27 protein-coding genes are annotated in these 25,295 nt (G+C 63.1%); 12 read left to right on the top strand and 15 right to left on the bottom strand.

The window, feature by feature from the left end:
* Positions 1–4: 4 nt before the first annotated feature.
* From BM177_RS02320 to hemC, 6 genes are read right to left on the bottom strand one after another with little or no spacing between them, the layout of a single operon-like run.
* A complete protein-coding gene (locus tag BM177_RS02320; protein ID WP_091676931.1) occupies positions 5–847 on the bottom strand; it encodes an ABC transporter permease in 843 nt (280 codons plus the stop codon).
* Complete coding sequence (locus BM177_RS02315; RefSeq protein WP_091676927.1) at positions 847–1,638, bottom strand: ABC transporter ATP-binding protein; 792 nt, start codon at positions 1,636–1,638, stop codon at positions 847–849. Before BM177_RS02315 ends, BM177_RS02320 begins: the two co-directional genes overlap by 1 nt.
* Complete coding sequence (locus tag BM177_RS02310) at positions 1,635–2,651, bottom strand: PQQ-dependent catabolism-associated beta-propeller protein (protein WP_425284351.1); 1,017 nt, start codon at positions 2,649–2,651, stop codon at positions 1,635–1,637. Before BM177_RS02310 ends, BM177_RS02315 begins: the two co-directional genes overlap by 4 nt.
* Entirely contained in the window at positions 2,636–3,823 is a 1,188-nt protein-coding gene (locus BM177_RS02305) for an ABC transporter substrate-binding protein (protein WP_425284350.1), read from the bottom strand. The genes BM177_RS02310 and BM177_RS02305 overlap by 16 nt, the downstream gene beginning before the upstream one ends.
* A 26-nt stretch (positions 3,824–3,849) precedes the next feature.
* Positions 3,850–4,596 carry a uroporphyrinogen-III synthase gene (locus tag BM177_RS02300; protein WP_091676918.1) on the bottom strand — a complete coding sequence of 249 codons (747 nt, stop codon included), beginning with the start codon at positions 4,594–4,596 and terminating at the stop codon, positions 3,850–3,852.
* A 24-nt stretch (positions 4,597–4,620) separates the two neighbouring features.
* Positions 4,621–5,568 carry a hydroxymethylbilane synthase gene (gene hemC / locus BM177_RS02295; protein WP_091676915.1) on the bottom strand — a complete coding sequence of 316 codons (948 nt, stop codon included), beginning with the start codon at positions 5,566–5,568 and terminating at the stop codon, positions 4,621–4,623.
* A gap of 159 nt (positions 5,569–5,727) precedes the next feature.
* Here hemC and tsaD point away from each other — a divergent pair, with 159 nt between their 5' ends.
* Positions 5,728–6,786, top strand: a complete 1,059-nt coding sequence (gene tsaD, locus BM177_RS02290; protein WP_091676911.1) for a tRNA (adenosine(37)-N6)-threonylcarbamoyltransferase complex transferase subunit TsaD — start codon at positions 5,728–5,730, stop codon at positions 6,784–6,786.
* A 17-nt stretch (positions 6,787–6,803) separates the two neighbouring features.
* On the opposite strand, the gene ruvA is transcribed toward tsaD, so the two are convergent.
* From ruvA to BM177_RS02275, 3 genes are all read right to left on the bottom strand, one after another.
* Positions 6,804–7,412, bottom strand: a complete 609-nt coding sequence (gene ruvA, locus BM177_RS02285; protein WP_091676908.1) for a Holliday junction branch migration protein RuvA — start codon at positions 7,410–7,412, stop codon at positions 6,804–6,806.
* On the bottom strand, positions 7,409–7,918 hold the full coding sequence (gene ruvC / locus BM177_RS02280; RefSeq protein WP_091677530.1) for a crossover junction endodeoxyribonuclease RuvC: 510 nt from the start codon (positions 7,916–7,918) through the stop codon (positions 7,409–7,411). Before ruvC ends, ruvA begins: the two co-directional genes overlap by 4 nt.
* A gap of 199 nt (positions 7,919–8,117) precedes the next feature.
* Positions 8,118–8,606: a YciE/YciF ferroxidase family protein gene (locus BM177_RS02275; RefSeq protein WP_091676905.1), complete on the bottom strand. Its 489-nt coding sequence runs from the start codon at positions 8,604–8,606 to the stop codon at positions 8,118–8,120.
* A 165-nt stretch (positions 8,607–8,771) separates the two neighbouring features.
* Here BM177_RS02275 and BM177_RS02270 point away from each other — a divergent pair, with 165 nt between their 5' ends.
* Positions 8,772–9,041, top strand: coding sequence for a hypothetical protein (locus BM177_RS02270; protein WP_139223477.1), 270 nt, complete (start codon positions 8,772–8,774; stop codon positions 9,039–9,041).
* A 175-nt stretch (positions 9,042–9,216) separates the two neighbouring features.
* A complete protein-coding gene (locus BM177_RS19890; protein ID WP_175492459.1) occupies positions 9,217–9,372 on the top strand; it encodes a hypothetical protein in 156 nt (51 codons plus the stop codon).
* A gap of 484 nt (positions 9,373–9,856) precedes the next feature.
* Here BM177_RS19890 and BM177_RS02265 read toward each other — a convergent pair whose 3' ends face one another.
* Complete coding sequence (locus BM177_RS02265; RefSeq protein ID WP_091676899.1) at positions 9,857–10,684, bottom strand: response regulator; 828 nt, start codon at positions 10,682–10,684, stop codon at positions 9,857–9,859.
* 238 nt (positions 10,685–10,922) lie between these two features.
* Between BM177_RS02265 and BM177_RS20460 the strand changes: the two genes are divergently transcribed.
* The 3 genes from BM177_RS20460 to fumC all read left to right on the top strand — a co-directional run bounded on the left by BM177_RS20460 (position 10,923) and on the right by fumC (position 13,400).
* A complete protein-coding gene (locus BM177_RS20460) occupies positions 10,923–11,237 on the top strand; it encodes a NepR family anti-sigma factor (RefSeq protein WP_091676896.1) in 315 nt (104 codons plus the stop codon).
* Between the two features lie 74 nt (positions 11,238–11,311).
* On the top strand, positions 11,312–11,866 hold the full coding sequence (locus tag BM177_RS02255) for a sigma-70 family RNA polymerase sigma factor (protein ID WP_091677526.1): 555 nt from the start codon (positions 11,312–11,314) through the stop codon (positions 11,864–11,866).
* Between the two features lie 136 nt (positions 11,867–12,002).
* Complete coding sequence (gene fumC / locus BM177_RS02250; protein ID WP_091676893.1) at positions 12,003–13,400, top strand: class II fumarate hydratase; 1,398 nt, start codon at positions 12,003–12,005, stop codon at positions 13,398–13,400.
* A gap of 126 nt (positions 13,401–13,526) precedes the next feature.
* Here the strand turns inward: fumC and BM177_RS02245 are convergent, their stop codons facing one another.
* On the bottom strand, positions 13,527–14,402 hold the full coding sequence (locus BM177_RS02245; protein WP_091676890.1) for an undecaprenyl-diphosphate phosphatase: 876 nt from the start codon (positions 14,400–14,402) through the stop codon (positions 13,527–13,529).
* Between the two features lie 201 nt (positions 14,403–14,603).
* On the opposite strand from BM177_RS02245, the gene BM177_RS02240 reads away from it, so the two are divergent.
* Positions 14,604–15,491: a hypothetical protein gene (locus BM177_RS02240; protein ID WP_091676885.1), complete on the top strand. Its 888-nt coding sequence runs from the start codon at positions 14,604–14,606 to the stop codon at positions 15,489–15,491.
* On the opposite strand, the gene BM177_RS02235 is transcribed toward BM177_RS02240, so the two are convergent.
* Positions 15,483–16,346 (bottom strand): YihY/virulence factor BrkB family protein, encoded by an 864-nt coding sequence (locus tag BM177_RS02235; protein WP_091676882.1) that lies wholly within the window; start codon positions 16,344–16,346, stop codon positions 15,483–15,485. The two genes, BM177_RS02240 and BM177_RS02235, sit on opposite strands and share 9 nt — an antisense overlap.
* A gap of 513 nt (positions 16,347–16,859) precedes the next feature.
* On the opposite strand from BM177_RS02235, the gene BM177_RS02225 reads away from it, so the two are divergent.
* From BM177_RS02225 to BM177_RS02205, 5 genes are read left to right on the top strand one after another with little or no spacing between them, the layout of a single operon-like run.
* Entirely contained in the window at positions 16,860–17,345 is a 486-nt protein-coding gene (locus BM177_RS02225; protein WP_091676876.1) for a formate dehydrogenase subunit gamma, read from the top strand.
* Positions 17,342–18,889: a formate dehydrogenase beta subunit gene (locus BM177_RS02220; RefSeq protein ID WP_091676873.1), complete on the top strand. Its 1,548-nt coding sequence runs from the start codon at positions 17,342–17,344 to the stop codon at positions 18,887–18,889. Before BM177_RS02225 ends, BM177_RS02220 begins: the two co-directional genes overlap by 4 nt.
* Before the next feature lie 10 nt (positions 18,890–18,899).
* On the top strand, positions 18,900–21,743 hold the full coding sequence (fdhF, locus tag BM177_RS02215; protein ID WP_091676870.1) for a formate dehydrogenase subunit alpha: 2,844 nt from the start codon (positions 18,900–18,902) through the stop codon (positions 21,741–21,743).
* A gap of 10 nt (positions 21,744–21,753) precedes the next feature.
* A complete protein-coding gene (fdhD, locus tag BM177_RS02210; protein WP_091676866.1) occupies positions 21,754–22,635 on the top strand; it encodes a formate dehydrogenase accessory sulfurtransferase FdhD in 882 nt (293 codons plus the stop codon).
* Positions 22,625–22,867 carry a formate dehydrogenase subunit delta gene (locus BM177_RS02205; protein WP_091676863.1) on the top strand — a complete coding sequence of 81 codons (243 nt, stop codon included), beginning with the start codon at positions 22,625–22,627 and terminating at the stop codon, positions 22,865–22,867. Before fdhD ends, BM177_RS02205 begins: the two co-directional genes overlap by 11 nt.
* Before the next feature lie 146 nt (positions 22,868–23,013).
* Here BM177_RS02205 and BM177_RS02200 read toward each other — a convergent pair whose 3' ends face one another.
* The 3 genes from BM177_RS02200 to BM177_RS02190 form a co-directional block, all read right to left on the bottom strand.
* On the bottom strand, positions 23,014–23,283 hold the full coding sequence (locus BM177_RS02200) for a YodC family protein (RefSeq protein WP_091676861.1): 270 nt from the start codon (positions 23,281–23,283) through the stop codon (positions 23,014–23,016).
* Positions 23,284–23,483: 200 nt separating this feature from the next.
* Positions 23,484–24,395, bottom strand: coding sequence for an oxygen-dependent coproporphyrinogen oxidase (gene hemF / locus BM177_RS02195; protein ID WP_091676858.1), 912 nt, complete (start codon positions 24,393–24,395; stop codon positions 23,484–23,486).
* Between the two features lie 251 nt (positions 24,396–24,646).
* A complete protein-coding gene (locus BM177_RS02190; protein ID WP_091676854.1) occupies positions 24,647–25,282 on the bottom strand; it encodes a hypothetical protein in 636 nt (211 codons plus the stop codon).
* Between the last annotated feature and the right edge of the window lie 13 nt (positions 25,283–25,295).

Below are 25,295 nucleotides of genomic sequence, written 5' to 3'. Positions count from 1 at the left end.
CCCTTTACAATCCTTCGCGCCGCATCAGCATGCCGCGCGAAGGATCATAGGCGAGGATCGCGCCCGCCAGAAAAACAATCGTCGCTCCAAGAACCGCCCCCAGGGCCAAAGGATCGATCTGCTCGTAAAAGGCGAACCGGATCAGTTCCACGGCATGGGTGAATGGATTGAGCTCGCAGAAAAACGCGAGTTTGGGGCTCCCCTCCCTGACCCGCCACAGCGGATAGAGGGCGGACGACGCAAAGAACATCGGAAAAATCACGAAATTCATGATCCCGGCGAAATTCTCCAGCTGCCGGATCAGCGACGACAGAAGCATTCCCAGCGCGCCGAACATCAGGCCGCTGAGGATCAGCGCCGGCAGAACGGTGAGATAACCCCAGGGCGTGGGCGGTTCGATTTCCCAGAAATAGGCGATCGCGAGAAACGCGTAGACCTGAAGCACGGAAACGCTCGTTCCGGCGGCGAGCTTGCTTGTCAGCAAGAACCACCTCGGCAGAGGACTGACGAGGAGCGTGCGCATATTGCCCATCTCGCGGTCGTAAACCATCGAGAGCGACGATTGCATCCCGTTGAAGAGCTGAATCATCGCCATGAGTCCCGGCGTGATGTAGACTTCATAGAGCACATAGGTGTCGTAGGGCGGGATGATCGACACGCCGAGGACCGTGCGGAACCCCGCCGCGAAAATGAACAGCCAGACGAGCGGACGAACCAGCGCGGAGACGAAGCGCTCGCGTTGATGCAGAAACCGCAACGCCTCACGCCAGACGATGCCCTTGAGGCAGATCGCGTATTGGCCGAGGCGGAACCCGCCTCCCGCCGCCTTGATGTGAGCATTGGCCATCAAGCTGGATCCTCCGCTGCGCCCTCGCCGGTCAGTCTGGCGAAGGCGGCGCCCATCTCCTGCGCCCCCGCGCGGGCGGCGACTTCCCGCACATTTCCCTGATCGAGAACGCGGCCGCGATGCAGGACGACGACATTGTCGCCCGGATCTATCTCGTCGATGAGATGGGTCGCCCACAACACGCCGACGCCTTCCCTGACGACAAGACGGCGCACATGGGCGACGATCGCCGCGCGCGCCTTGACGTCGAGACCAACGGTCGGCTCGTCGAGAAGGAGCATGCGGGGCCGGTGCAGGAGCGCCCGCGCGATTTCAACCCGCCGCATCTGACCTCCCGACAGGCTCCGCGCCTTTTCGTCGGCGCGATCGGTCATATCCGCCTGACTCAGGGCCTCGCGGATCAAATCTTTCGATTCGCGCGCGCCAATGCCGTGCAGCGCCGCGTGATAGGAAAGGTTCTGCGAAATCGACAGATCGAGGTCGAGGGTTCGCGCCTGAAACACGACGCCAAGACGCCTGAGCGCTTCGCCGGGCGTCCGGTTCACGTCGAAACCGAAAATGCGGATCGAGCCGGAGCGCGTCGCGTAAAGGCGGGTGATCAGCGAAAAAAGCGTGCTCTTGCCCGCCCCGTTGAGGCCGAGAAGCACGGTGAAACTCCCCCGCCCGACGCTGAAGCTGACATCGTCCAGCGCCTTGCGCTTCCCATAATGATGGGTCACGCGCTCGACGCCAAGGGCGGCGGCGCCGGCGGGGTCGGTCGCGGCTTCGGATTGTATCGCGCGCAAGGTCATTCCTTCGCGATCGCGACGCCCCAGGGAAACGAACCGACCGCAATCGATTTGACGACCTTGAGTTTGCCCACGTCGATCACCGACACGTCATTTGAGACGCCGTTGGTCGCATACAGAAACTTGCCGTCCGGCGTAAACGCGAGCTGCCAGACACGTTGCCCGACGAGAAGATATTTTTCGACCGTCTTGCTCGCGACGTCGATCACGGCCACCCTGTTGGCTGGCCCCAATGCGACGAAAACCTTCGATCCGTCCGGCGTGAACCGCAGTCCGACCGGCTGAATCGCTTCCTTGGCGAGGCCTGGAACGGCGAACGCGATCTTCTGTTTGACCTTGTGGTCGGCGCCGATGACGCTGACCGTGCCGCCGACTTCGGAGGTGACCCATAATTCCGATCCGTCCGGCGTATATTGCGCTGCGCGCGGCCGGGCGTCGACGAGAACGTTGGCGAAGATCTTGCGCGTCTGCGTATCGATCAGATGCGCCATATTGGTGGTTTCGGACGTATTGACCAGCACTTTCCCGTCGGGGCTTAGAGTCATCCCTTCGGGCTCGACGCCGACCGGAATCTCGGCGACCGCCTTGCGTGTCGCAACGTCGATCGCGGTGACGAGATTGTCGTTCTCATTGGAGGTATAAAGGAGCTTCCCGTCGGGACTGAGGACGAGGAGTTCGGGATCGGCCCCCGACGGCATCTTACCGATGATCGTCAAGGTTTTGGTGTCGAGGATCTGTATGGCGTTGTCGTCGCCGGAGCAGATGAACAGCTGACCGCCGTCCTGGGTGAGGGCGATTCCGCGCGGCCTTCTGCCCACTTTCACCGTCTGCGTGACCTCCAGTTTATCAGTGTCGATGACCGATATGGAGTTCCCCTTCTCGTTCGAAACATAGGCCGTGAACGCCAAAGCGGACGCCATGGGCCAGGCGCCGAGAAACAAGGCGCCGCACGCGAAGGCGCGGGCGATCCGGGGCGCAGCCTTGCAGCCTCGGCGCAACATCATGGCAGTTTGCATTTTGTCTCCGGCTGATCGAAGCCCAGCGTGTCGAGCTCGGACGTCTGATGAAGAAAACCCTCTTGCGGCGAAACCGAGACGATCATTCTGCCGTCGCCGAGCAGGATCGGCTGCCGCAACTGCTGGTTCCAATGACGCAGGGTCTGCTTTTGGCCCTTGAACGCCGCAATCGCGAACTCCGGCCCGGTGATATAATCGCGGATCACCTTCGGATCGCCCGATCCTGTCCGCGAGACGGCCTCGCCGATCATCCGCATGGCGACCCAGGCCTGATTGTCGCGCTCGTTCATGCGCCGCGCCGCGAGTTTGACAAAGCGGTTCTGCAGCTGAATGGCGCCCCATTGTTCATGGCTTCCGTCCCAGCTCAATGGCTTCAATCCCGCCGATCCCGCGACCGGGCGAGGGTCGAAGGTCCGGTAGGGGAGGTAATTGGCGAACACTTCGCTTTCGTCGGCGGCGACGAGAACGTCGTAGGGCGCGGCGTTCTGTGTGGCGGCGGGGACAAGCCTCTGGGTTTGCACGCTACCCGAATCCGAGCGCCTGCCGCCTCCCGTGTCTTCATAGACCCGTTCGTCCGTGATTTTGGCCCCGAATTTTTTGGCGGAGCGGCGAAGGGCGCCAGCGTAAAGTTCATCTTGAGGGTGCGGCCCCTTGATCAAAAGCCAGCGTTTCCATTGTTTCCAGACAAGGTATTGAGCGAGGCCGTCGGCGAGCATCGAATAGGAGGGCGCGACATGAATGACATTGGCCCGGCAATTCTCCTCGCGCAGCATGTCCTCGGGCGCGCTGATGTTGAACAGCAGGACCGGCTTGTCCCGCATCGCGTCGGCGAGTTCGAGCAAGGAGGGGCCTGGAAGGTCAGCGAGGATCAGGAACACGCCCTCATCGACGAGCCTTTTCACGGCGGCTACGGCGCTGGCGCCGGAGTCCACAGGGGCGTCGTCGATCGAAAAAGACTGATCGAGAAAACGGCCCGTCGTGTTGTTGTCCTCAACCGCGAGGCGGGCGCCGGCGATTGCGTCATCCTCGGCTGGAACGTCCAGAATCGAGAGCGTATCGGGCGAATGCGGGGCCCGGACGAAGGCCGCGCGGACGTCGATATGTTCCGCATGGAGGGGAGGGGCCAGCGCCGCGAAGGCGAGCGCCGACAGCGCCGTCGCCAAACGCTTCAAGCAAAGTCCCTGACGACAGGTTCGCGTCACTTCCGCCTCGGGCCTTCGCCGGACACGGCCGCCAGTTCGTCAACAAGCTCGAGCATCGCCTGTTCCTCCGGCTTTTCGCAGGCGCGCACGTTCGAAAAACCAGCGGCCCACAACGGCTCCGCCGCATCCGGCGACATTGCGATATGAATGAGATCGGACACGTCGAGGCCGGCGTCATGCGCAAGGTCCAAAAAGATTTCCGCGCTCCGCCTGGAATAATGCAGCACCGCGCCAATCGCGCCGGACGACAGCCCGGCGACGGCTTCCGCGGTCAGCGATTCGGCCGGCTGGGCGGCGTAGACCTCGATCGTCAGAACGTCGTGCCCAAGATCTTTCAGCTGCGCCTCCAGATCGGGCTTGCGGTCGCGTCCGGCAAGATAGATCAGCCGGCCGGCGCCCTCGATCCTGCTCCCTATGTCGGACGCGAGCATCCTGGCGTCAGGCGCGATCAGGGCGGCGCCCATGAACCCGCGATCGCGCGCGGCTTTCCCGGTGCGCTCGCCGACGAGAAATAATGGCAGCAGACGGCGGGCCTCCGGCAAGGGCCATTCGGGGGAATCGGACAATAAATCAAAGGCCTGTGCGCTGGTCGCAAGGACGCCGTCCAGCACGCCTTTGGGCCAGTCCGCTCCGGTCGGCACCATTTCGAGAACGGACGAAATCAGCGAAGAATGCCCCTTCGCCTGCAGTTTCGCGGCGGAGCGCAACGCTTGATCCTGGGCGCGCGTGAGAAGAACCTGCACTCAAAACTCCGGAATCTGAAACGGCTAGACCAGAAAAAAGTCGGCGGGGAGCCGGCCGCGGAGATCGCGCCCGGCCGCTTCGCCAAGGGCCGCGGCGGCCGAGGGCGCGCCCCTTAAGGCCGTCTCGAAGACCTCGGAGCCGTCCGGCCGCAGCACGATCGCCTGGAACACGACGTCGCCACCTTCGAGCCAGGCGTTCGCCCCGATCGGGGTTTTGCACGACCCGTCGAGGACATGCAGGAACGCGCGCTCCGCCGCCAAAGCAAGGCCCGTCGCGGCGTCAAGGATCGGCGCTGTGAAAGCCTCGGAGGCGCGATCGCCGACCCGGCCCGTCAGTCCGATCGCGCCCTGCCCCGCGGCCGGAATGAATTCGGCCTGATCGAGGATCGACGTCGCCCGCGACTCGAGCTTCAGGCGTTTGAGCCCGGCTAAAGCCAGAAGCGTCGCGTCGACGTCGCCCGCCGCAAGCTTCGCCAGCCGGGTTTCGACATTGCCGCGCAGCAGAATGATCGAAAGGTCGGGCCGCAGCCGTTTGACCATCGCGCCGCGGCGCAGCGAAGCAGTGCCGACGACCGCCCCCGGACGAAGCTTGAGGGGATGGTCCGCATGCGGCGAGATCCAGGCGTCGCGCACGTCCTCGCGCGGCAGATAGCCGAGAATTGCAATATCGTCAGGCAGCAGGGTCGGCAGATCCTTGGCCGAATGGACGGCGATATCCACGTCCCCCCGGCTCAGGGCGATGTCGAGCTCCTTGGTGAACAATCCTTTGCCGCCCGCCTCGCTGAGCGGGCGGTCCACGATGGCGTCGCCCGTGGTCTTGATGACGACGATTTCGATCATAACGGCGTCGCCGCCGTGAGCGGCGGTCAGACGCTCCTTCAGCTCATGCGCCTGGGCCAGCGCCAGAGGGCTGCCGCGCGTCCCGATCTTGAATGCGGCCGCGCCGCTTCGTGTTTGGCCAGGGGGTGCGATCGACTTGTTCCCTTTATGATTTGGCGGCTCTATAGATTCGATCTTAGTGCGCCGGAAGCCGGAGGCAAACGACGGAAGCGTCGGCGCGGACCTCTATAAGGCATTTTCTTCACTTCCCGAATCGGGAAAGTTCGCCCCGATCGTACATTAAGGCTGGCCATGCTCGTTCTCGGCATTGAAACGACCTGCGATGAAACCGCCGCGGCCGTGGTGAGGCGCCCGCCCGGCGGGGCCGGCGAGATCCTCTCCAACGAGGTCATGAGCCAGATCGCCGAACATGCGGCCTATGGCGGCGTCGTGCCCGAGATCGCGGCCCGCGCCCATATCGAGGTGATCGACCGGCTCGTTCAGCGCGCGCTGGACAACGCCGGGCTGAAACTCTCCGCGATCGACGCGGTCGCGGCGGCGGGGGGACCCGGCCTCGTCGGCGGCGTCCTCGTTGGCCTGACGACGGCGAAAGCCCTCGCATTGGCCAGCCGCAAACCGTTCATCGCGGTCAATCACCTCGAAGCGCATGCGTTGACGGCGCGTCTGACCGACGAACTGGAATTTCCCTATCTTCTGCTGCTCGTTTCGGGAGGCCACACCCAGCTGGTCGCTGTGAAAGGGGTCGGCGATTATCTGCGCCTTGGATCAACGGTTGACGACGCCGTCGGAGAAGCTTTCGACAAGGTCGCCAAAATGCTGGGCCTGCCCTATCCCGGCGGCCCACAGGTCGAGATCGCCGCGCTGAAGGGAGACCCGACCCGGTTCGATCTGCCGCGGCCGATGCTCGGACGCGCCAAGCCGGATTTTTCTCTTTCGGGGCTGAAAACCGCCGTCCGCATCGAGGCCGAACGGCTTGGGGCCCTGAACCAGACCGACGTCGCCGATCTTTGCGCCTCGTTCCAGGCCGCCGTGGTGGACACAATCATCGATCGCTCCCGCGCCGGCCTTCGTCTGTTCCGCGAGACGGTCGGCCAGTCCAACGCCATGGTCGTCGCCGGCGGCGCCGGGGCCAATTCCGCGATCCGGCGGGCGCTGATGCGCTTTTGCGGTGAAAGCGGCCTGCGTCTCGTGCTGCCGCCGCCGCACCTTTGCACGGATAACGGGGCCATGATCGCTTGGGCCGGAATTGAGCGCCTGTCGCTTGGCCTCACCGACGACCTGACCTTCGCGGCGAAGCCGCGCTGGCCGCTCGACTCCAATTCCGAAGCCGCGCATCACGGCAAGGCGTGACGGCGAGCAGTCCCGCCTTATCGAGACAATTCCCTGAGGCTTCGCCGGATGAGTTCCGAAGTCGCGGCGCCCTCGCCCAGCGCCGCGGCCGAGACCGCCACCGCGGCCGCGGCCTGCGGGCGGCCGTAGCCAAGATTGACCAGAGCCGAAACCGCGTCGCTGACGGCGGGCGGAACCTTGTTGTCGGCGTCCCCGGCCGTCGCTGAAGCCGGTTCGACGGCGAGGGCGGGCGCCTTATCCTTCAATTCCACAAGGATCCTCGCCGCGAGCCTTGGTCCGATGCCCGGAGCGCGCGAGATCGCCGCCTTGTCCTGCCGGGCGATGGCGAGCGCCAGTTCGGCCTCTCCCAGAACTCCCTGCAGCGCGAGCGCCACTTTCGCGCCGACGCCCTGCACCGATTGTAGCAGCCGGAACCAATCGCGTTCCGCCTCCGAACCGAAGCCGAACAGCCGGATGGAATCCTCGCGCATCTGCGTTTCGATCGCGAGCGCCGCAACCTCCCCCGGCCGGGGCAGATTTTGCAAAGTGCGCGCCGAACAGGTCACGACGTAACCGACGCCGTTGACGTCGAGAATGACAAAATCATCGCCGTAGGAATCAACGACGCCCCTGAGCTTGCCGATCATGCGAGCGGCGACGCCGAGAGCGCCAGATGGCGGCGCAGCTGCGCATGGGTGATCGCGGCGGCGAGCGCATCCGCCGCGTCGGCGCTGGCCGCGTCCGCCCGGGGAAGAAGAAATTTGACCATGAGGGCGATCTGCTTCTTTTCGGCATGGCCCGACCCGGCCACAGTCTTCTTGATGAGATTGGCCGCGTATTCCGCAACGAGCAAGCCCCCGAGCGCTGGCGCGAGAAGCGCGACGCCGCGCGCCTGTCCGAGCTTCAAGGCCGATTGCGGATCGCAATTGACGAAGGTTTCCTCGACCGCCGCCTCGAGCGGATCATGGGTCCGGATGACCGACGAAAGGCCATCGTAAAGTTCGCGCAGGCGAGCGGCGAGAGCGAGCTTCGAATTCGAATGGACGACGCCGCTGGCCACATAGGCGAGCCGGGAACCCTCGACCTCGATCACGCCCCAACCAAGATTGCGAAGCCCCGGATCGATCCCGATGATACGAATGGCGCGCCCCATGATCGCAACCAGCCGCCCGCCGCTGATTCGGCGAAGGCTGCGGCTGATCACGGTCTACTGGAGTTTGGCGCGGAGGGCACGCGCAAACTTACCAGCACGAGCTTTTGGAGCAGGGAGCGGCGCAGCCGCGGGGCCACAACGCGATGCGAGACGCCAATGCGATCCAACCAATTGCTAACCGGCTGGGTTTTGTTGTCTGTCAGGCCGCCTGGAGATTGATCGTCTCTTGGGCGATTTTCGTCAGGGCCTGGTCGGTCTTCTTTTCCTCTTCCAGCGTTTCGTTCAGCAGCTTGGCCGCGTTCTTCATCCCCAGCTTGTCCGCCCAGGCGATCAGCGTGCCGTAGCGCGAAATCTCGTAATGCTCGACAGCCTGCGCCGCGGCCAGCATCGCCGCATCGCACACCTGAGCGTCGTCGACCTCCTCCATCATTTCCTTGGCTTCGGCGAGGAGTCCGTCCATCGCCTCGCAGCGGATGCTGCGGGCGGAGACCCCGCATTCCTCGAAGACGGATTCGAGCCGCTCGATCTGATGCGCTGTTTCCTCCCGATGCTTTTCGAACGCTTGTTTCAACACGGGCGATTCGGCGTTTTGCGCCATTTTAGGCAGGTTCTTGTAGATCTGCTTTTCGGCGTAATAGATGTCTTTGAGCGTATAGAGAAAAAGATCCTTCATCGATTTGACGGCCATTTGCGAGACTCCCGGCTGAATTGATACGGCCGACGTAACGCCTCCCATCTTGCGAAGTTCCTCTGGCTCCGAGCGAGCGTCTCGCCCCTCGTTCGTGTCGCGATTCCGGTGCGGAACCTCGCCCTTGCGCGCGCGTTCGGGGGCGAATCGAATAAGGAAACTCACATGAACCTTGACCGCCTGACGCCGCAAGAACGCGACGCGCGAAGCTCTTTCGCGCAACAAGTTCCAGAGCGTCCCGGAGTTCCGCCCGGAAATACGCCGTCGCAGCCAGCCCCGCCGACGCAGCCCGATATTCCAGCGCCTGACCCGCCTCCGCCTCCGGTCGAAAATCCCGGAGATGTTCCTTTGCCGCCCATCACCGATCCCGATGTTGTCGTTCCAGGCGATCCGTCTCCGACCCAACCGCCGCTCAAGGCGCGCCCACTCGCATAAAGGGGTGCGCAACACGAATTTATCGCCTGATCAGCGGCCGAGTCCAAGGTACTTCCAAATCGCGATAAAATCCGCTACGAGGAAACTTGGAACTTATTGCCGAGTTCCACGTTTTGGCTCCGCATCCTCAGGTGCGGCAAGCTAAAACTGAAAAAAACTAGAGGGAGACTACTAAATGGCTTTCGCAACGATTTTTCTTCTCGCGACTCTTGTCGGAACGGTCGCGACTCTTCCGCGTTTCGGTTTGGTAAAAGGCTACGGCCTGTCGATCAGCTTCGGGCTCGCCCTTGCTCTCGCCGTCATGGTTTGGCTGGTTAACAGCTGGGCTTGATTTAAGCGGGCGAAGGTTCGAGGCGAAAGCACCAAAACGGTCAGCGCATTAGAAGACTAAAAACCTTGAACTGTCGCCCCTAGGACAGGTCGGCGCCGAATTTCTCACAATCTGCTCTGGAATACACTGGACGCGCTGCCCCGCGTCAAAAGTTGACTTCATCGGACCCCTTTCCGGAATACCGAAGCAGAGCAGGCCGAGAGCATCGGCGCCGACGATGACTATGAGAGCAACGAACATAAACGACGGACGCGTGTTTCGTCTCATGTTGCAGTGACGCCACGGGACGTTTTTCTGCCAGGCGCTAGACTGCGGACTTTCTCCGAAAATCTCGCGCGCGACAGGCCAAGCCTACGGGCCGTCGCGGAGTTCGGTCGATGCCGCTAGCCGCAGGCTCCAATCGTCGAACCCGTACGACAATCGCTCCTCTTTAAATTTCAGGTTTGGAATTTCCGGCGCGCCTTTCAAGCGTGGCGCGAAAGACTCACGCCATCGCGCTGTCAGCCTCGGACTCGTCTTTCCGCCGTGACTTACGGTCGAAAAACAAGGCCTGGCTGATCACCGCTTTCAGACTGTCGACGCTGAACGGTTTCGTAATGAGGAACGCCGGTTCGGGCGGAGTGCCGGTCAAGAACCGTTCCGGAAACGCCGTGATGAAGATGACAGGCACGGAGAATGATCCCAGGATCTCGTTGACGGCCTCGAGACCCGAACTGCCGTCGGCCAGCTGAATATCCGCGAGAATCAGGCCGGGCCGCTCCCGCGTCACCGCCTCGACGGCTTCGCGATGGGTGCGTGCGACGTTGATGACGCGGTGGCCCTGCTCCTCCACCAACGTCTGCAAATCCAGCGCGATGAAAGGCTCATCCTCGATGATCACGACATCGGTGCGTATCTGATTGGCGATTTCTCTCCCCGCGGCGTCGATCAGGGCCGCCGCCTCCTCGATTGAACAGTCAAGCGTTCTCGCCACGGCCGGCGTGTCGAAACCTTCCAGCGCGCTGAGCAAAAAGGCGATCCGCGGACGAAGGGTGATCGCGTCGAGATTCCGGTGCGCGCCAACCTCGTCGCCGGAAAATCCGATCTCATCGACGTGGCTATTCACGGGCAGCGAGCCCCAAACGTCGAGAAACACATGATAGAGTTCGGTCCGGACGTCGCCTTCGACAGGCTTGAAACTGGCGGGGTCGGCCACAATCGCCTCAAGCGTCGCGAGCACATAAGCGTCTCCGCCGCTTTGGGTTCCCGTCAAGGCCCGCGCAAACCGGCGCAGATGCGGGATGTGGGAGGAGATAGCCTGAGATATCGACATTCAAATAACTCCCGCCTTTGCCAGGCACGGTCCAGCTTGGCCAATGAATTCTTACGGTCAAGAAAGGTTCCAGAGTGCGGAACGATGCGCCGGCCCGGGCGTTTAGACTCCTATTACCATGTGACTTAGTCTCCGCCAACGATGGTTGCCAGACCTCAAGATGAGCGTCGCCGCAAAATGAGACGTCGCAACGCGGACGTCCGACACAATCAAGACCTTCAAAACGGAAGGCCAGGGAATGAAGGACGATGATGATCAATCCAAAGGTTTCGAAGTGAGCAGTACAAAGCAATTGAATCTGACCGCGATCGAGGGACAATCGTCGCGGCCGGGCAAGCCGGGTTCGGTCAAATTTCCCGCCGGCGACGATAATCTTATGGCGCTACCTCGGGCGAGGAAAGCTCCCGCAACCGATGTCGCCGATCAAATCGGCCTGCGTTTGCGCATTGTATACGACGATGTTCTGACTCAGCCGGTGCCAGACCGGTTTTTCGAGCTGCTGCGGCAGCTTGAAGGCGATACGGGCTCCTCCTCGACGGGAAAAGATTTGTGAGCATCGCTCCAGACGACGATCTCGAAGAATTCGAAAGCGATCAGGTTCTCGCGGCGAGGCCGGTCAGCGCGCAAATGACCGCCGATATCCTCGCCGTCATCCCCAATCTCCGCGCGTTCGCAGTTTCGCTTTGCGGAAACGTCGACCGCGCCGACGACCTCGTCCAGGAAACGTTGGTGAAGGCCTGGAGCAAGCTCGGATCTTTCGTCGAAGGCACCAATCTTCGGGCCTGGCTGTTCACCATCCTGCGCAACCTTTATTATTCCGAATACCGGAAACGGCGCCGTGAAATCGCCGATTCGGACGGCTCGATCGCGGCGAGGCTGGCTTCGGCGCCCGCGCAGCCAAGCCACATGGACATGCTCGACTTCCGTGAGGCGCTCCAGCATCTGCCCACCGATCAACGCGAGGCCCTCATTCTCATCGGAGCGACGGGGCTTTCCTATGAAGAGGCGGCAGGCGTCTGCGGCTGCGCCATCGGAACCATGAAAAGCCGGGTCAACCGCGCCCGGACGCGTCTTGCTGAACTCCTGGCGATCTCGTCAAGCAGCGAATTCGGCCATGAGGGCGACTGGCAGGCGGTCGATCCCATTCTGGTCGGCCAGCGCTATTCGCGCGGCGGCGACTAGAGCATATTCCGATCGGATTGATCGACAAGACTATGCTCAAGCTTTTGAGTCTGGAGCGCTTTCTGATCGATCGCATGACTTCATGCGATCGAAATGCGGTCTAGGCTCCGACCGGATTTCGCCAGGACGCAGGCTTATGGCTGACCGCTTCCGGATCGCGTCGGACAGTTTCGGCCCCATCGAAGTCCCGATCGAACGGTATTGGGGCGCGCAGACGGCGCGATCCCGCGCCTATTTCGCGATTGGCGACAACGCCATGCCGATCGAGATCATCCGGGCCCTTGCTCTGATCAAGTGCGCCGCGGCCGAGGTCAATTGCGACATGGGCCTGTTGGCGCCCGCGCTCGCGGACGCGATCGCCGCGGCGGCTCGCGACGTCGAAAGCGGGCTCCATGACGAGGAGTTTCCGCTCCGGGTCTGGCAAACCGGGTCCGGCACGCAAACCAACATGAACGTGAATGAGGTCATTGCGAACCTCGCCAACGAGCGGCTGGGCGGCGTGCGGGGCGCACATGATCCGGTTCATCCAAACGACCACGTCAATCTCGGGCAGTCCTCCAACGATTGTTTCCCCACTGCCATGCATATTGCGGCGGTCCTCGCGCTGAGAGACCGATTCGCGCCTGCCCTCGGCGCCCTGGAGCAGGCGCTTCAGTCCAAATCCGAAGCGTTCGCGTCCATCGTCAAGATCGGACGCACGCATTTGCAGGACGCGACGCCGCTGACGCTCGGGCAGGAGTTTTCGGCCTACGCGGCGCAACTCGGCTATGGCCGGGAGCGCGTCGAAGCCACGCTGCCGGGACTCTACCGCCTCGCTCAGGGCGGCACCGCGGTCGGCACCGGCCTGAATACGAAGCGCGGCTTCGCCGAGGCGGTCGCCGCCAGGATCGCCGCCTTGACCGGCCTGCCGTTCGTCACGGCGCCGAACAAATTCGAGGCGCTCGCCGCTCACGACGCCTTTATTTTCACGCATGGCGCCCTGAACACGATCGCGGCGAGTCTTTTCAAAATCGCGAGCGACATTCGCCTAGCCGGGAGCGGGCCGCGCTGCGGCCTCGGCGAACTGATCCTGCCTGAAAACGAGCCGGGATCGTCGATCATGCCCGGCAAGGTCAACCCCACCCAGGCCGAAGCCCTGACGATGGTCTGCGCGCGCATCTTCGGCAACGAGACGACCATCGCCTTCGCCGGGTCGCAAGGTCATTTCGAGCTGAACGTGTTCAAGCCGGTCATCGCCTTCTGCTTTCTCGAAAGTCTGCGGCTTCTGAGCGACGCCATGGAAAGCTTCCGGCGCTATTGCGTCGAGGGACTGGAGCCAAACCTCGAACGGATCGGGGCGATGGTCGAGCAATCGCTGATGCTCGTGACTGCCCTTGCGCCCAAAATCGGCTACGACAACGCCGCCCGGATCGCCAAAGCCGCCCACGCGAACGGTTCCACATTGCGCGCGGAGGCGGTCGCTTCAGGCCTCGTCAGGGAAGAAGAGTTCGACGCGCTCGTGCGGCCCGGCGCGATGCTCTCTCCGCACGACTGAAGCTATTCCCAATTAGAGCGCTTTCCGATCGCATGAAGTCATGCGATCGATCAGAAACCGTTCCAGAGTCAAAGGTTTGAGCATAATCTTGTCGATTGGATTGATTCAATCCGATCGGAATATGCTCTAGTTGTGAAGCCAGCCGAACCAGACGGCGGTCAGAAGGAAAACGCCCATCAGAAAGCGGTAGAACACGAAGGGCCAGGCCGAGAATTGCTCGAGAATGCGCAACAGACCCCAGATCGCCGCAAACGCCGCGATGGACGCCACGACAAGGCCGACCGCGAGGATCGACCAGCCATGAGCGTCAAGATGCGCCTGATAAAGCTCCCATAATTCCTTCAGGCCGGCCAGCGCGATCGCGGGAATGCCAAGCAGGAAGGAAAAGCGGGCGGCCTCGTCGCGTTTGAGGTCGCGGAACAGCGCCGCCGTCAAGGTCGAGCCCGAACGGGACACTCCGGGAATGAGCGCGCCGACCTGGGCGCAGCCGACGATCAGGGCGTCCTTCAAGGTCGCGTTTTCAATCGTCCGCTTGTGCCGGGAGTACATTTCGGCAAGCGCCAGAAGCGCTGCCATGACGATGCACGCGACGCCGATCACGGTCAAAGTGCGCAATGACGAATTGCAGGCGTTGAGGGCCGGCGCCAGCGTCTTCCCGACGATGACGATCGGGATCGTCGCCAGGATGATCCACACCGCGAAGCGGAAATCCCAATTGCCGAAGTCGCGGCGCGCGACGGCGGCGGCCGATCCGGCGACAAGACCGCGGACATCGGACCAGAAATAGCTGATCACGGCCGCAAGCGCCGCAAGCTGCATCGCCGCGGAAAAGGCCGATCCGGGATCCTGCCAGCCGAGCAAGGCGGGGACGATTCGCATATGCGCCGTGGACGAAATCGGCAGCAGCTCAGTTATGCCTTGAACGACGCCCAGCACAGCGACCTTGCCGTAGCCAAGCGCCACGAAGCCGGTGTCAAGCCCTTGAGTGCAGGCAGAGGCCATAGTCGCACACCCATCGCGTTTGAGTTTCCGAGGCTCGGCGGCGGCCCCGGACCCTTTTTCCAGTTTCCGGCCGCAAGATCAACGTCAATCCCAAGCTTTACCTTAAAGAGCCGTTGCGCAAAGCGAACGGATGCGGCGGCGCCCCAAAGCGGTTACGCTGAAATGCGAGCCTGAACGCCGCGCGCAGCAGGGAGGCCCAGAATGAACGGCTCGAGATCCGAAGTCCTCGACGGGATCCGCCTGCGCGTGACCCAAAGGCGAGTCTTTTCGCCCGGCGCGGCAAATCTCATCTGGGCGGCGATCTTGATGTCGACCGCGTCCGTTTTCCTGACGGGAGCGGCGCGCCCCGTGCGGGCGCAGGACAAGATCGAGAGGACAGGCGGGGTCCGGATCCTTAATCCCGGCGACGAAATGACTCCGATCGGGGCTTGGCCGGACCTCGCTCGTGAACGCGATTCGCTCAAACTCGACAAGATCCACGTGGCGGTCGCGGACGGCGAGGCGAAAGCGCTGGCGGGCGTTAGCCCGCGCGCCGCGCCGTTCGAAATCGTTCCGGTTTCGGCAAACCCCGATCTCGTCTGGAATGCGTCGTCGCGCGACGTCAGCGCGGGCGGCGCAACCATCGCCTCGAACGTCGCCGCGAGCGATCTTCCTGCGGTGATCGACCGAACGGCCGCGGCACGGGCGCTCGCGGCGCTCGCCGCAACCCGGCCGCAGCAGATGCGCTTCATCTCCGGCAGCCCCACGGCGAGAAAGGGCCAGAACGTCGACATTGAAATTGAGGACATGCTCAATCGCGGGCTTGTCCTGTTCGCCGTTACGGGCGACGGGTCGGTCCGGGCGCTCTACCCCCTTACTTCCGATCAGAAGATCGTCGAAACTCCGGCCCTCAAGTGGTCGCTGCGGGCGAGGGAGCCGCTTGGAGCCGATCTGATCGTCGCGGTGACTTCGGCGCGGCCGATGGAGGCTCTCGCCGAGGGTTTGAAACAGATCAGCAACCACCGCAGCGCCGGCGAGGTGTTGAAAGTGCTGGCGCTCGCTCCAGCGGACGCCCGCGTCGGGACGCTCTCCCTTTCGACGTCACCTTGAGCGGGGAGGATTGGCTTTGGCGGGAGCCGCATTCCGTCTGATCCGCACGATCGCCTCGTTCACCTCGCCGCCAAAGATGAAGATCGCCGCGAGCATGTAGAGGAACACCAGGGCGATCATCACCGATGCGAGCCCCGCGTAGGTCGTCACGTAATTGCGTGCGAACTCGGTGAGATAATAGCTGAAAATGAAAGCCGAAGCCGCCCACAGGAAGAAAGTCAGCGCGATGCCGGGCGCGATCTCCCACAGCGACCGGCGCCCGGCGGGAAGAAACTTGTGCACGATCACAAGCGCCAGAAAAAAAACGATTGTCGCGATGGCGAAACGGCTCGAATTGACCAATTGATTGAGCGGTTCGAGCCCCGGCGCAAACCGCCGCGCTTCGGTCCAGATCCATGGCGCGAAAACGACGAGCAGCGCCAGAACCAGAAGCGCGGCCGCGCCAAACAGCACAAAGGCGATCGATTCGAGGCGCAGTTTCCACCAGGGGCGCTCCTCGGCGACGTCATAGGCCCGGTTGAGGCCAACCCGCAGCGCTTCGACGCCGCTCGAGGAAAAATAGATCGAGAGCAGCACGCCGAAAGTCAAAAGGCCGCCGCGCGTTTGCGTCAGAACATTGTGGATTTCCGCCGCGAGAGGCTCGGCGACCTGTCTGGGCCAGGTCTGAAACAGCAATTTCACGGCTTCGTCGGCGAGATCGCCGGAGCCGAAGAATCCGCCGAGCGCGGTCACGAAAATCAGGAAAGGAAACATCGAGGTCAGAATCGACAAGGCGATGTGGCTGGCGATGGCCCAGCCGTCGTCGCGCACGAAGCACATGAACGAATCGTAAAAAACGTCGAAAATGTTACGCATTCGTTGGCGGTCCCATCGCGGTCAAACACGATTCTGCGAAATGCATTTGAATTCTGTGACGCATCGCCGTGACGGACGCAAGAAAGCCCGGAGGCCGCAAGACGGCCAGACGCCGAGCGGAAATTTCGCCAATGACAGGGAGCGGACCTTGGAAGAGGGTCAACGCGGCGGAAAGGCTTCGCACTGCAAAAGGCGATCTTGCTGCTCGTCGCCGCTCGTTGCCTCTCCTCGGGCTTATCGCCTGAATTCGCCGTCTCAAACCGTTGGATCGCGGCGGTTTTCAAGCTTAGCGCCGACCGTAGGCGGCCTTTTTATACAATTAGCCCGGCTACGGATCAGTTCATCCTTTGACTCTATTTCTCATCGACAGGGTGAAACCGCGGCGGGATTTTGCGCCGCAACATAATGGGGTCGTTTATAGAGAATCCCTATCGCCATACGGAACACCTTTATTGATTCCCGCCCGGCAATCCTGCACCGTTTATTTACATAAACAGATATTGGGTGGAAGCGATGGTTGAGGCTCCCGGCTGGGACGCGAGGCGCGCCCGGGAAATTATCGCGGAATTTTCCGGCGTCGAGGGGGCCATGCTTCCGATCCTTCACGCTCTGCAAGGCGAATTCGGCTACGTCGCCGAAGACGCAACCCCCGTCATCGCCGAGGCGCTCAACCTGTCGCGCGCCGAAGTCCATGGCGTCATATCGTTCTATCATGATTTCCGCCACGCGCCCGCCGGGCGCCACAGCCTGAAGCTCTGTCGCGGGGAGGCCTGCCAGAGCATGGGGAGCGAGGCGCTGGCGCAGAAATTCCTCGCCGGCCGTAGCCTTGGCTGGCATGAAACATCCGCCGACGGTTCGCTCACCGTGGATCCGGTGTATTGCCTTGGCCTTTGCTCCTCCTCTCCCGCCGCTTTGCTCGACGGCGAGCCGATCGCCCGGCTCGATCTGGCGAGCCTCGACGAGGCGGTGGACGAGGCGCTCGCCGAGGCGCAGGCATGACCCGGATTTTCATTTCGAAGGACATCGCGGCTCTCGCCGTCGGCGCAAACAAGACCGCGGCCAGACTCGAGGCCGAGGCGAAGGCGCGCGGACTTGCCGTCGAGATCGTCCGGACCGGCTCGCGCGGAATGTATTTCCTCGAAACTCTCGTCGAGGTTGAGACGGCGGGAGGCCGGATCGGCTACGGTCCGGTCGCCGCCCCGGACGTCGCCTCGCTTTTCGATGCAGGTTTTCTCGCCGGCGGCGCGCATCCGCTGCGCATCGGGCGCACGGAAGACCATCCGTTCATGGCCCGGCAGAACCGGCTGACTTTCGCGCGGTGCGGGATCATCGACCCGACCTCGCTCGCCGATTACGAGTCGCTCGGCGGCTGGCGCGGCCTGGCGCGCGCCATCGAGATCGGTCCGGCGGCGACCATCGCCGAGGTTCTGAAATCGGGCTTGCGCGGACGCGGCGGCGCGGGGTTTCCGACCGGAATCAAATGGAAAACCGTCGCCGACGCGCCGGCTGACCGCCGTTACGTCGTGTGCAATTTCGACGAGGGCGACAGCGGCACCTTCGCCGACCGGATGATCGTCGAGGGCGACCCCTATGCGCTCATCGAAGGGATGACGATCTGCGCCCTCGCCATCGGCGCCTCCAAAGGCTATGTCTATTGCCGCTCGGAATATCCGCACGCCGGCAAGACCTTTTCCGAAGCCCTCGGCCTCGCCCGCTCGGCGGGATATCTCGGGTCGAATATCAAGGGCTCGGGGCTGTCCTTCGACATTGAACTGCGCATGGGCGCAGGCGCCTATGTCTGCGGCGAGGAAACCTCCCTTCTCGAAAGCCTTGAGGGCAGACGCGGAATCGTCAGGGCGAAGCCTCCCCTGCCCGCGCACAAGGGGCTTTTCGCCCGCCCGACAGTCGTCAACAACGTTCTGTCCCTGGTCGCCATTCCGACGATCCTCGAACACGGCGCGGACTTTTACGCAAGCTTCGGCATGGGCCGCTCGCGCGGCACGATGCCGCTTCAGATCGCGGGCAACGTGCGCTTCGGCGGCCTTTTCGAGACCGCCTTCGGCCTGACGCTCGGCGAAATCGTCGAGGACATCGGCGGCGGAACGGCGACGGGCCGTCCAGTGCGCGCGGTCCAGTGCGGCGGACCGCTCGGCGCCTATTTTCCGCCCGCCCTGTTCGACACCCCGTTCGACTACGAAGCCTTCGCCGCGCGCGACGGGCTGATCGGCCATGGCGGCCTCGTCGTCTTCGACGACACGGTCGAAATGGCGCAAATGGCCCGTTTCGCGATGGAGTTCTGCGCGATCGAGAGTTGCGGCAAATGCACGCCCTGCCGGATCGGATCGACCCGCGGTGTCGAGGTCGTCGACAAGATCATGGCGGGCGACCGGGTCAGCGAGAATCTCGCTTTGCTCGAGGATCTTTGCCAGACAATGAAGTTCGGTTCGCTCTGCGCGCTCGGAGGCTTCGCGCCTTATCCCGTGCTGAGCGCGATGCGCCACTTCCCCGAGGATTTTTCACCCCGCGCCCTCGCGGCTGAATAGGACGGCACTCATGGCTCTGGTCACCGAAACAGACTACGGAACCCCTGCCCCGAAGTCCGAGAGAAAGGTCGCGCTGACCATCGACGGCGTCGGAATCGAGGTCGCCGAGGGAACCTCGATCATGCGCGCCGCGATGGACATGGGCACCAAGATCCCCAAGCTCTGCGCCACCGACACGCTGGAGCCATTCGGGTCCTGCCGGCTTTGTCTCGTCGAAATTCAGGGCCGCAACGGCACGCCCGCCTCCTGCACGACCCCCGTCGCGGAGGGCATGGTCGTCAGGACCCAGACCGAACGTCTCAAGGCCCTGCGCAAGGGCGTGATGGAGCTTTATATCTCCGATCACCCGCTGGACTGTCTCACCTGCGCCGCCAACGGCGATTGCGAACTGCAAACCGAAGCCGGCGCCGTCGGCCTGCGCGACGTCCGCTACGGCTATGCGGGCTCCAATCATTTTGACGGCAAGAAAGACGAATCCAACCCCTATTTCACCTACGATCCCGCCAAATGCATCGTTTGCAACCGCTGCGTGCGCGCGTGCGAGGAGGTCCAGGGAACATTCGCGCTGACGATCGACGGCCGGGGTTTCGACAGCCGCGTCGCGCCCGGCCAGAACGAGCCTTTCTTCGAGTCCGAATGCGTCTCCTGCGGCGCCTGCGTCCAGGCCTGCCCGACCGCGACGCTCAGCGAAAAATCGCTCATCGCCATCGGCCAGCCCGAACATTCCGCCGTGACGACCTGCGCCTATTGCGGCGTCGGGTGCACGTTCAAGGCGGAAATGCGCGGCGAGGAGCTCGTCCGCATGGTTCCGCACAAGGACGGCAAGGCCAACCACGGCCATTCCTGCGTCAAGGGCCGGTTTGCGTGGGGATACGCCACGCATAAGGACCGGATTCTCAATCCGATGATCAGGGCCAAGGTCAGCGATCCGTGGCGCGAGGTCTCCTGGGAGGAGGCGATCCATCACGCGGCGTCGGAGTTCAGACGTATCCAGTCCGCCCATGGTCCGCGTTCGATCGGCGGGATCACGTCCTCGCGCTGCACCAACGAAGAAACCTATCTCGTCCAGAAGCTCATTCGCGGCGGTTTCGGCAACAACAATGTCGACACCTGCGCGCGGGTCTGCCATTCGCCGACCGGCTATGGACTGAAAACGGCTTTCGGCACCTCGGCCGGGACGCAGGATTTCGATTCGGTCGACCATTCCGACGTCATCCTGGTGGTCGGCGCCAATCCGACCGACGGACATCCGGTCTTCGGCTCGCGGATGAAAAGGCGGCTGCGCGAGGGCGCGAAGCTGATCGTCATCGACCCGCGCCGGATCGACCTCGTGCGCACGCCTCACGTCCAGGCCGATTACCATCTGGCCCTGCAGCCCGGCACGAATGTCGCGATCCTCAGCGCCATCGCCCATGTCATCGTGACCGAAGGCCTTGTCAACGAAGCTTTCGTGCGCGAGCGGTGCGATTGGTCCGAATTCGAGGACTGGGCCGCGTTCGTCGCCGAAGCGCGCAACAGCCCCGAGGAAGTCGCAAAATTCTCCGGCGTGCCCGCCGACCTCATCCGTTCTGCGGCGCGGCTCTACGCGACAGGCGGAGACGCGGCCATCTATTATGGCCTTGGAGTGACCGAGCACAGCCAGGGCTCGACCACGGTTCTCGCCATAGCGAACCTCGCGCTGGCGACGGGAAATCTTGGCCGCCCCGGCGTCGGCGTCAACCCTCTGCGCGGTCAAAACAACGTCCAGGGGGCTTGCGACATGGGCTCGTTCCCGCATGAATTCGCCGGCTACCGGCACGTCTCGGACGATTCCGCCCGGCATATCTACGAGAGCCTCTGGGGCGTCGATCTCGACAACGAGCCGGGCCTACGGATTCCCAACATGCTCGACGCCGCCGTCGAGGGAACCTTCCGCGGCATCTACATCCAGGGCGAGGACATCCTTCAGTCCGACCCCGACACCCATCACGTCGCGGCCGGGCTCGCCGCGATGGAATGCGTCGTCGTCCAGGATCTTTTCCTGAACGAGACCGCGAACTACGCGCATGTCTTCCTGCCGGGCTCGACCTTCCTCGAAAAGGACGGAACCTTCACCAACGCCGAGCGCCGCATCCAGCGGGTGCGCAAGGTGATGAGCCCGAAGAACGGCTACGGGGACTGGGAAATCACCATGCTGCTCGCCAACGCCATGGGCTTCCCGATGACGTATCGGCATCCCTCCGAGATCATGGACGAAATCGCCGCCACGACCCCGAGCTTCGCCGGGGTCTCCTTCGCCAAGCTCGACGAAGCGGGATCGGTCCAGTGGCCCTGCAACGAGGCGGCGCCCGAGGGCACGCCGGTGATGCACATCGGCGGATTCGCCTCGGGCAAGGGCAAATTCGTCGTGACCGAATATATCCCGACCGACGAGCGGACGGGGCCGCGCTTCCCGCTGCTGCTGACGACCGGACGCATCCTTAGCCATTATAATGTCGGCGCGCAGACCCGCCGCACCGAAAACGTCGCATGGCATCCGGAGGATCTGCTCGAAATCCATCCGCACGACGCCGAATTGCGCGGGGTCAAGGAGGGCGACTGGGTCAAGGTCCTCAGCCGCGCCGGCGAGACCACCTTGCGGGCGCTGATCACCGACCGCGTCGCTCCGGGCGTCGTCTACACGACCTTCCACCATCCGACGACGCAAGCCAATGTGGTGACCACGGATTTCTCCGACTGGGCGACGAATTGCCCGGAATTCAAGGTGACGGCGGTGCAAATCTCGCCGTCCAACGGCCCGAGCGATTGGCAGGAAAGCTATCGGGAGCAGGCCGAACAGAGCCGCCGCATTATCTCGGTCGAGGCGGCGGAGTGAACGCCGCCGCATGATCTGTGACCCGGGCGACGAAAAAGACGAAAGCGCGGCGGATATTCCCGCTCCGGCGGTGACGATCTCGTGTCTGGCGCGGCGAGGCGAGCGCCTCGTGCCGTCGGTGCGGGCGGCGGCGGAGGAGACGGCGGTCGCGTTCAGCTTCAACGGCTCGACCCACGCCGTGATGATGGCGACGCCCGCGGACCTCGGCGATTTCGCCGTCGGCTTCGCCCTGACCGAAGGCCTGATCGAGACCCCCGCAGACGTCCTGAGCCTCGAGGTCATCGCCGCCCGGCTTGGCTCCGGCGCCGGCGTCGAACTGCGGATGTGGCTGCCCGAAGGCCGCGCGAAGGCGTATCAGGCGCGCCGCCGCACCATGGCCGGACCGACCGGCTGCGGCCTCTGCGGGATCGAGAGCCTCGAGGAGGCGCTTCGCCCGGCTCCGGCGCTGGCGCCGAACGCGGGCGGAGGCTTCGACAGCTCTGCTATTCCCGCCGCGATGGCGGCTCTGGCCGGGGCGCAGGCCCTCAACGCGCGCACGCGGGCGGTTCATGCGGCGGGCTTCTTTACGCCCGAGGCGGGCCTTGTCGCAGTCCGAGAGGACGTCGGCCGCCATAATGCACTCGACAAGCTGGCCGGGGCGCTCGCACGCGGAGGCTGGCGCGCGGCGGACGGAATCGTCGCGCTGACGAGTCGAGTGTCGATCGAATTGATCCAGAAGGCGGCGCGGCTCAACGCCCCCGTCGTCGCGGCGATTTCGGCGCCGACCGCCGCGGCCGTCCGCCTCGCCGAGGCCTGCGGCATAACCCTCGTCGCCGTCGCCCGCGGCGACGAGTTCGAGATCTTCACCCATCCCCACCGGATTATCGAGCGGACCCGAAACCATGACGCCTGACAAGCAGATCAGCAAGCTGGTCTATATGGCCAATCAGATCGGACATTTCTTCGCCAGCCAGACCGGCGACGCAAAGGTCGACGGCGTCGCCGACCACATCGCCAAATTCTGGGACCCCAGGATGCGGGAGAAAATCATTTCCCATGTCCGCCAGGGCGGCGAAGGCGTTGACGCGCTCGTCAAGGAAGCCGTCATGAAGCTCGACGACAAGACCGCCACCCCGGCGATCTGACGAACGTCTGACGAATGAGAGGCGCGGCGCGCGAACCGGCGAAGACCGCGCGCTTGAGCGATTTTCGATCGCATGAAGTCATGCGATCGATCAGAAATCGCTCCAGAGTCAAAAGCTTGAGCATAGTCTATGCTCTATAGCGGCGCTCAATCGTCGCGGCGTTTTTTCTTGCCGTGACGGCGTATGTCATCTTCGTCGTCATCGTCTTCTTCATCCTCGTCATCGAGGATGGTGATTTTCTCCAGAGCGACGCCGGGAAGAACGTCGGACACGATTTCGTCGTTGGCCTCGCCGTACCAGAGCACATGCACCCCGTCAGCCTCGACGGCGACCACCGTCATCGGCGGGCTCATCGATTTCAGTTGAACGACATCGCCGGGATCGAAGGTGACCGGCCCTTTGTTCGCGTCGGACATGAATTCGCCTCTCCTATGGGTGGGTCGCAAAAACTCAAAGCCGTCAGCGCGGGAATGGAAAATCAGGGCGCGCTGCAGCCGGGCGTTTCGTAGGATAGTCACATTTCGATATCGTGACGCCCCCGGGAAGGCTTTTCCAGAGCGCTTTCCGATCGTATGACGTCATGCGATCGATCAGAAATCTCTTCAGACTCAAAGGTTTATGGCCATCTCACGGCGGGAGGCATCGAGGACAAGATCGCCTCGACATTGCCGCCGGTCTTCAGCCCGAAGATCGTGCCGCGGTCATACAGCAGATTGAACTCGACGTAGCGTCCGCGGCGGACGAGCTGTTCGGCGCGGTCGGCCTGCGTCCAGGCGAGCGGACCATTGCGCCGCACGACCGCACGATAGGCGTCGATGAAATTCAGCCCGACGTCCCGTGTGAAGGCGAACGTTTTGTCGAAGAGCGCTTCGTCGGCGTCGGGGCAAGCGAGGTAATCGTAGAAGATGCCGCCGATCCCGCGCGGCTCGTCGCGATGCTTGAGATAGAAATAATCGTCGCACCATTGCCTGAATTTCGGGTAGTCCGCGACCGGCTCATGTCCCGCGCAGGCCCGCTCCATGGCGGAGTGGAAGGCCAGCGAATCGGGATCGGACTGAACCCGGCGCCGGTTCAGGACCGGGGTCAGATCCGCGCCGCCGCCAAACCAGGCTTTGCTGGTCACGACAAAACGCGTGTTCATGTGGACCGTCGGAACGTTCGGATTCCACGGATGCGCGATCAGCGACACGCCCGAGGCCCAGAAACGGGGATCCTTGTCGGCGCCTGGGATCTCCTTGGCGAACTCCGGAGAGAACCGGCCGTAGACCGTCGAGGTATGAACGCACATTTTTTCGAAAACGCGGCCGCGAAGCGTCGCCATCCGACCGCCGCCGCCGTCCGCCCCGGTGTGATCCGTGCGTTTCCACGGCTCCTGCACGAACTCTCCAGGAGCCATTTCAGCCTCGGGGAAGGGACCCTCCGACTCGGATTCGAATTGCTGAAAGGCGGCGATGATCTTGTTCTGAAGAGTCTCGAACCAGGCGCGAGCTTCCTTCTTGCGATGCTCGAGCGGGGAAATTTCAGCCATTCATCAGGGCTTTCGCAAGGGTTTCGCAGGGGTTTCGCAAGGGTTTCGCAGACCGCCGCCGGCCGGAAAGCCGGATCGGAATGCGAATAGTTATGGCAGAACGTCTTGCGGAACAACGCCGCAGATTGGGCCGTGAGCGACTCGAAGGGACAATTCCGCCATCAGGCGGGGCGGCTCCTGTCCGACGCTTTGCGGGGGAGGTTCTTGCGAGGGAGGTTTTTGCGAGAGCGACGGGGCGGCTCGGTTCCAGCCTATCTCGCCGCCACGCGGGTGTCGGAGGGAGCGCTCTTGGCCGTTCCCTTGAAAGCGGCGGAGAAATTTCCGACCAGCGCCGTCTTGACGTTATATCCGTCCGTCGTCAGCCGCATCATGTAGCATCTGATCGGGTCGCCATTGCCGCGACCGCCCGCCTTCACGCGCCTCGTGACGTCTTCAAAGGTTTTCGGGTCGTCGACCATCTCGGCGAGCTTCATTTCGACGAGCCGGTAATCGGTCGCCACGTCATAGCGCATTTGCGAATTCGCCGGAGTCTTGAACTCGCAGAGGCCTTCCAGCTGGCCAACATACATCAGCCGGACGAATTGCCTCTGGTCGAGCACATCGATGACCTTGAGCACCCGCCTCTTGTCGTCGTCGCCGAAGCCGGGAATGTCGCCGTCGGCGAGGTCGGCGCCTTTGTTCAACTCGGTGAAGGCGGCGGAAACGCTTTCACGGTCGAAATTGATTTTGACGCTGGCGATTTCCAGCGACGTCATCGAGCCGGCGCGGCCGAGCACCTCCTGCGTCGCATTGCAAATGCTGCGGAAATCGACCCAGAGAATGCACAAGAGAAATCCAATAAGCCCAATGTACAAGCTCTGTCTGGTCCATTCGAACGCTTTCGCCATCCCGCTCTCCCGC

The organism is Methylocapsa palsarum (assembly GCF_900114285.1).
Taxonomy (GTDB): Bacteria; Pseudomonadota; Alphaproteobacteria; order Rhizobiales; family Beijerinckiaceae; genus Methylocapsa; species Methylocapsa palsarum.
This window is presented reverse-complemented; position numbering and strand designations above follow the sequence as displayed.

Excerpts from the sequence above, each read along its gene's own strand:
- BM177_RS02320 (WP_091676931.1), bottom strand. The coding sequence starts at position 847 with ATGGCCAATGCTCACATCAAGGCGGCGGGAGGCGGGTTCCGCCTCGGC.
- BM177_RS02315 (WP_091676927.1), bottom strand. The coding sequence starts at position 1,638 with ATGACCTTGCGCGCGATACAATCCGAAGCCGCGACCGACCCCGCCGGC.
- BM177_RS02310 (WP_425284351.1), bottom strand. The coding sequence starts at position 2,651 with ATGCAAACTGCCATGATGTTGCGCCGAGGCTGCAAGGCTGCGCCCCGG.
- tsaD (WP_091676911.1), top strand. The coding sequence starts at position 5,728 with ATGCTCGTTCTCGGCATTGAAACGACCTGCGATGAAACCGCCGCGGCC.
- ruvA (WP_091676908.1), bottom strand. The coding sequence starts at position 7,412 with ATGATCGGCAAGCTCAGGGGCGTCGTTGATTCCTACGGCGATGATTTT.
- ruvC (WP_091677530.1), bottom strand. The coding sequence starts at position 7,918 with ATGGGGCGCGCCATTCGTATCATCGGGATCGATCCGGGGCTTCGCAAT.
- BM177_RS02275 (WP_091676905.1), bottom strand. The coding sequence starts at position 8,606 with ATGGCCGTCAAATCGATGAAGGATCTTTTTCTCTATACGCTCAAAGAC.
- BM177_RS02270 (WP_139223477.1), top strand. The coding sequence starts at position 8,772 with ATGAACCTTGACCGCCTGACGCCGCAAGAACGCGACGCGCGAAGCTCT.
- BM177_RS19890 (WP_175492459.1), top strand. The coding sequence starts at position 9,217 with ATGGCTTTCGCAACGATTTTTCTTCTCGCGACTCTTGTCGGAACGGTC.
- BM177_RS02265 (WP_091676899.1), bottom strand. The coding sequence starts at position 10,684 with ATGTCGATATCTCAGGCTATCTCCTCCCACATCCCGCATCTGCGCCGG.
- BM177_RS20460 (WP_091676896.1), top strand. The coding sequence starts at position 10,923 with ATGAAGGACGATGATGATCAATCCAAAGGTTTCGAAGTGAGCAGTACA.
- BM177_RS02255 (WP_091677526.1), top strand. The coding sequence starts at position 11,312 with ATGACCGCCGATATCCTCGCCGTCATCCCCAATCTCCGCGCGTTCGCA.
- fumC (WP_091676893.1), top strand. The coding sequence starts at position 12,003 with ATGGCTGACCGCTTCCGGATCGCGTCGGACAGTTTCGGCCCCATCGAA.
- BM177_RS02245 (WP_091676890.1), bottom strand. The coding sequence starts at position 14,402 with ATGGCCTCTGCCTGCACTCAAGGGCTTGACACCGGCTTCGTGGCGCTT.
- BM177_RS02240 (WP_091676885.1), top strand. The coding sequence starts at position 14,604 with ATGAACGGCTCGAGATCCGAAGTCCTCGACGGGATCCGCCTGCGCGTG.
- BM177_RS02235 (WP_091676882.1), bottom strand. The coding sequence starts at position 16,346 with ATGCGTAACATTTTCGACGTTTTTTACGATTCGTTCATGTGCTTCGTG.
- BM177_RS02225 (WP_091676876.1), top strand. The coding sequence starts at position 16,860 with ATGGTTGAGGCTCCCGGCTGGGACGCGAGGCGCGCCCGGGAAATTATC.
- BM177_RS02220 (WP_091676873.1), top strand. The coding sequence starts at position 17,342 with ATGACCCGGATTTTCATTTCGAAGGACATCGCGGCTCTCGCCGTCGGC.
- fdhF (WP_091676870.1), top strand. The coding sequence starts at position 18,900 with ATGGCTCTGGTCACCGAAACAGACTACGGAACCCCTGCCCCGAAGTCC.
- fdhD (WP_091676866.1), top strand. The coding sequence starts at position 21,754 with ATGATCTGTGACCCGGGCGACGAAAAAGACGAAAGCGCGGCGGATATT.
- BM177_RS02205 (WP_091676863.1), top strand. The coding sequence starts at position 22,625 with ATGACGCCTGACAAGCAGATCAGCAAGCTGGTCTATATGGCCAATCAG.
- BM177_RS02200 (WP_091676861.1), bottom strand. The coding sequence starts at position 23,283 with ATGTCCGACGCGAACAAAGGGCCGGTCACCTTCGATCCCGGCGATGTC.
- hemF (WP_091676858.1), bottom strand. The coding sequence starts at position 24,395 with ATGGCTGAAATTTCCCCGCTCGAGCATCGCAAGAAGGAAGCTCGCGCC.
- BM177_RS02190 (WP_091676854.1), bottom strand. The coding sequence starts at position 25,282 with ATGGCGAAAGCGTTCGAATGGACCAGACAGAGCTTGTACATTGGGCTT.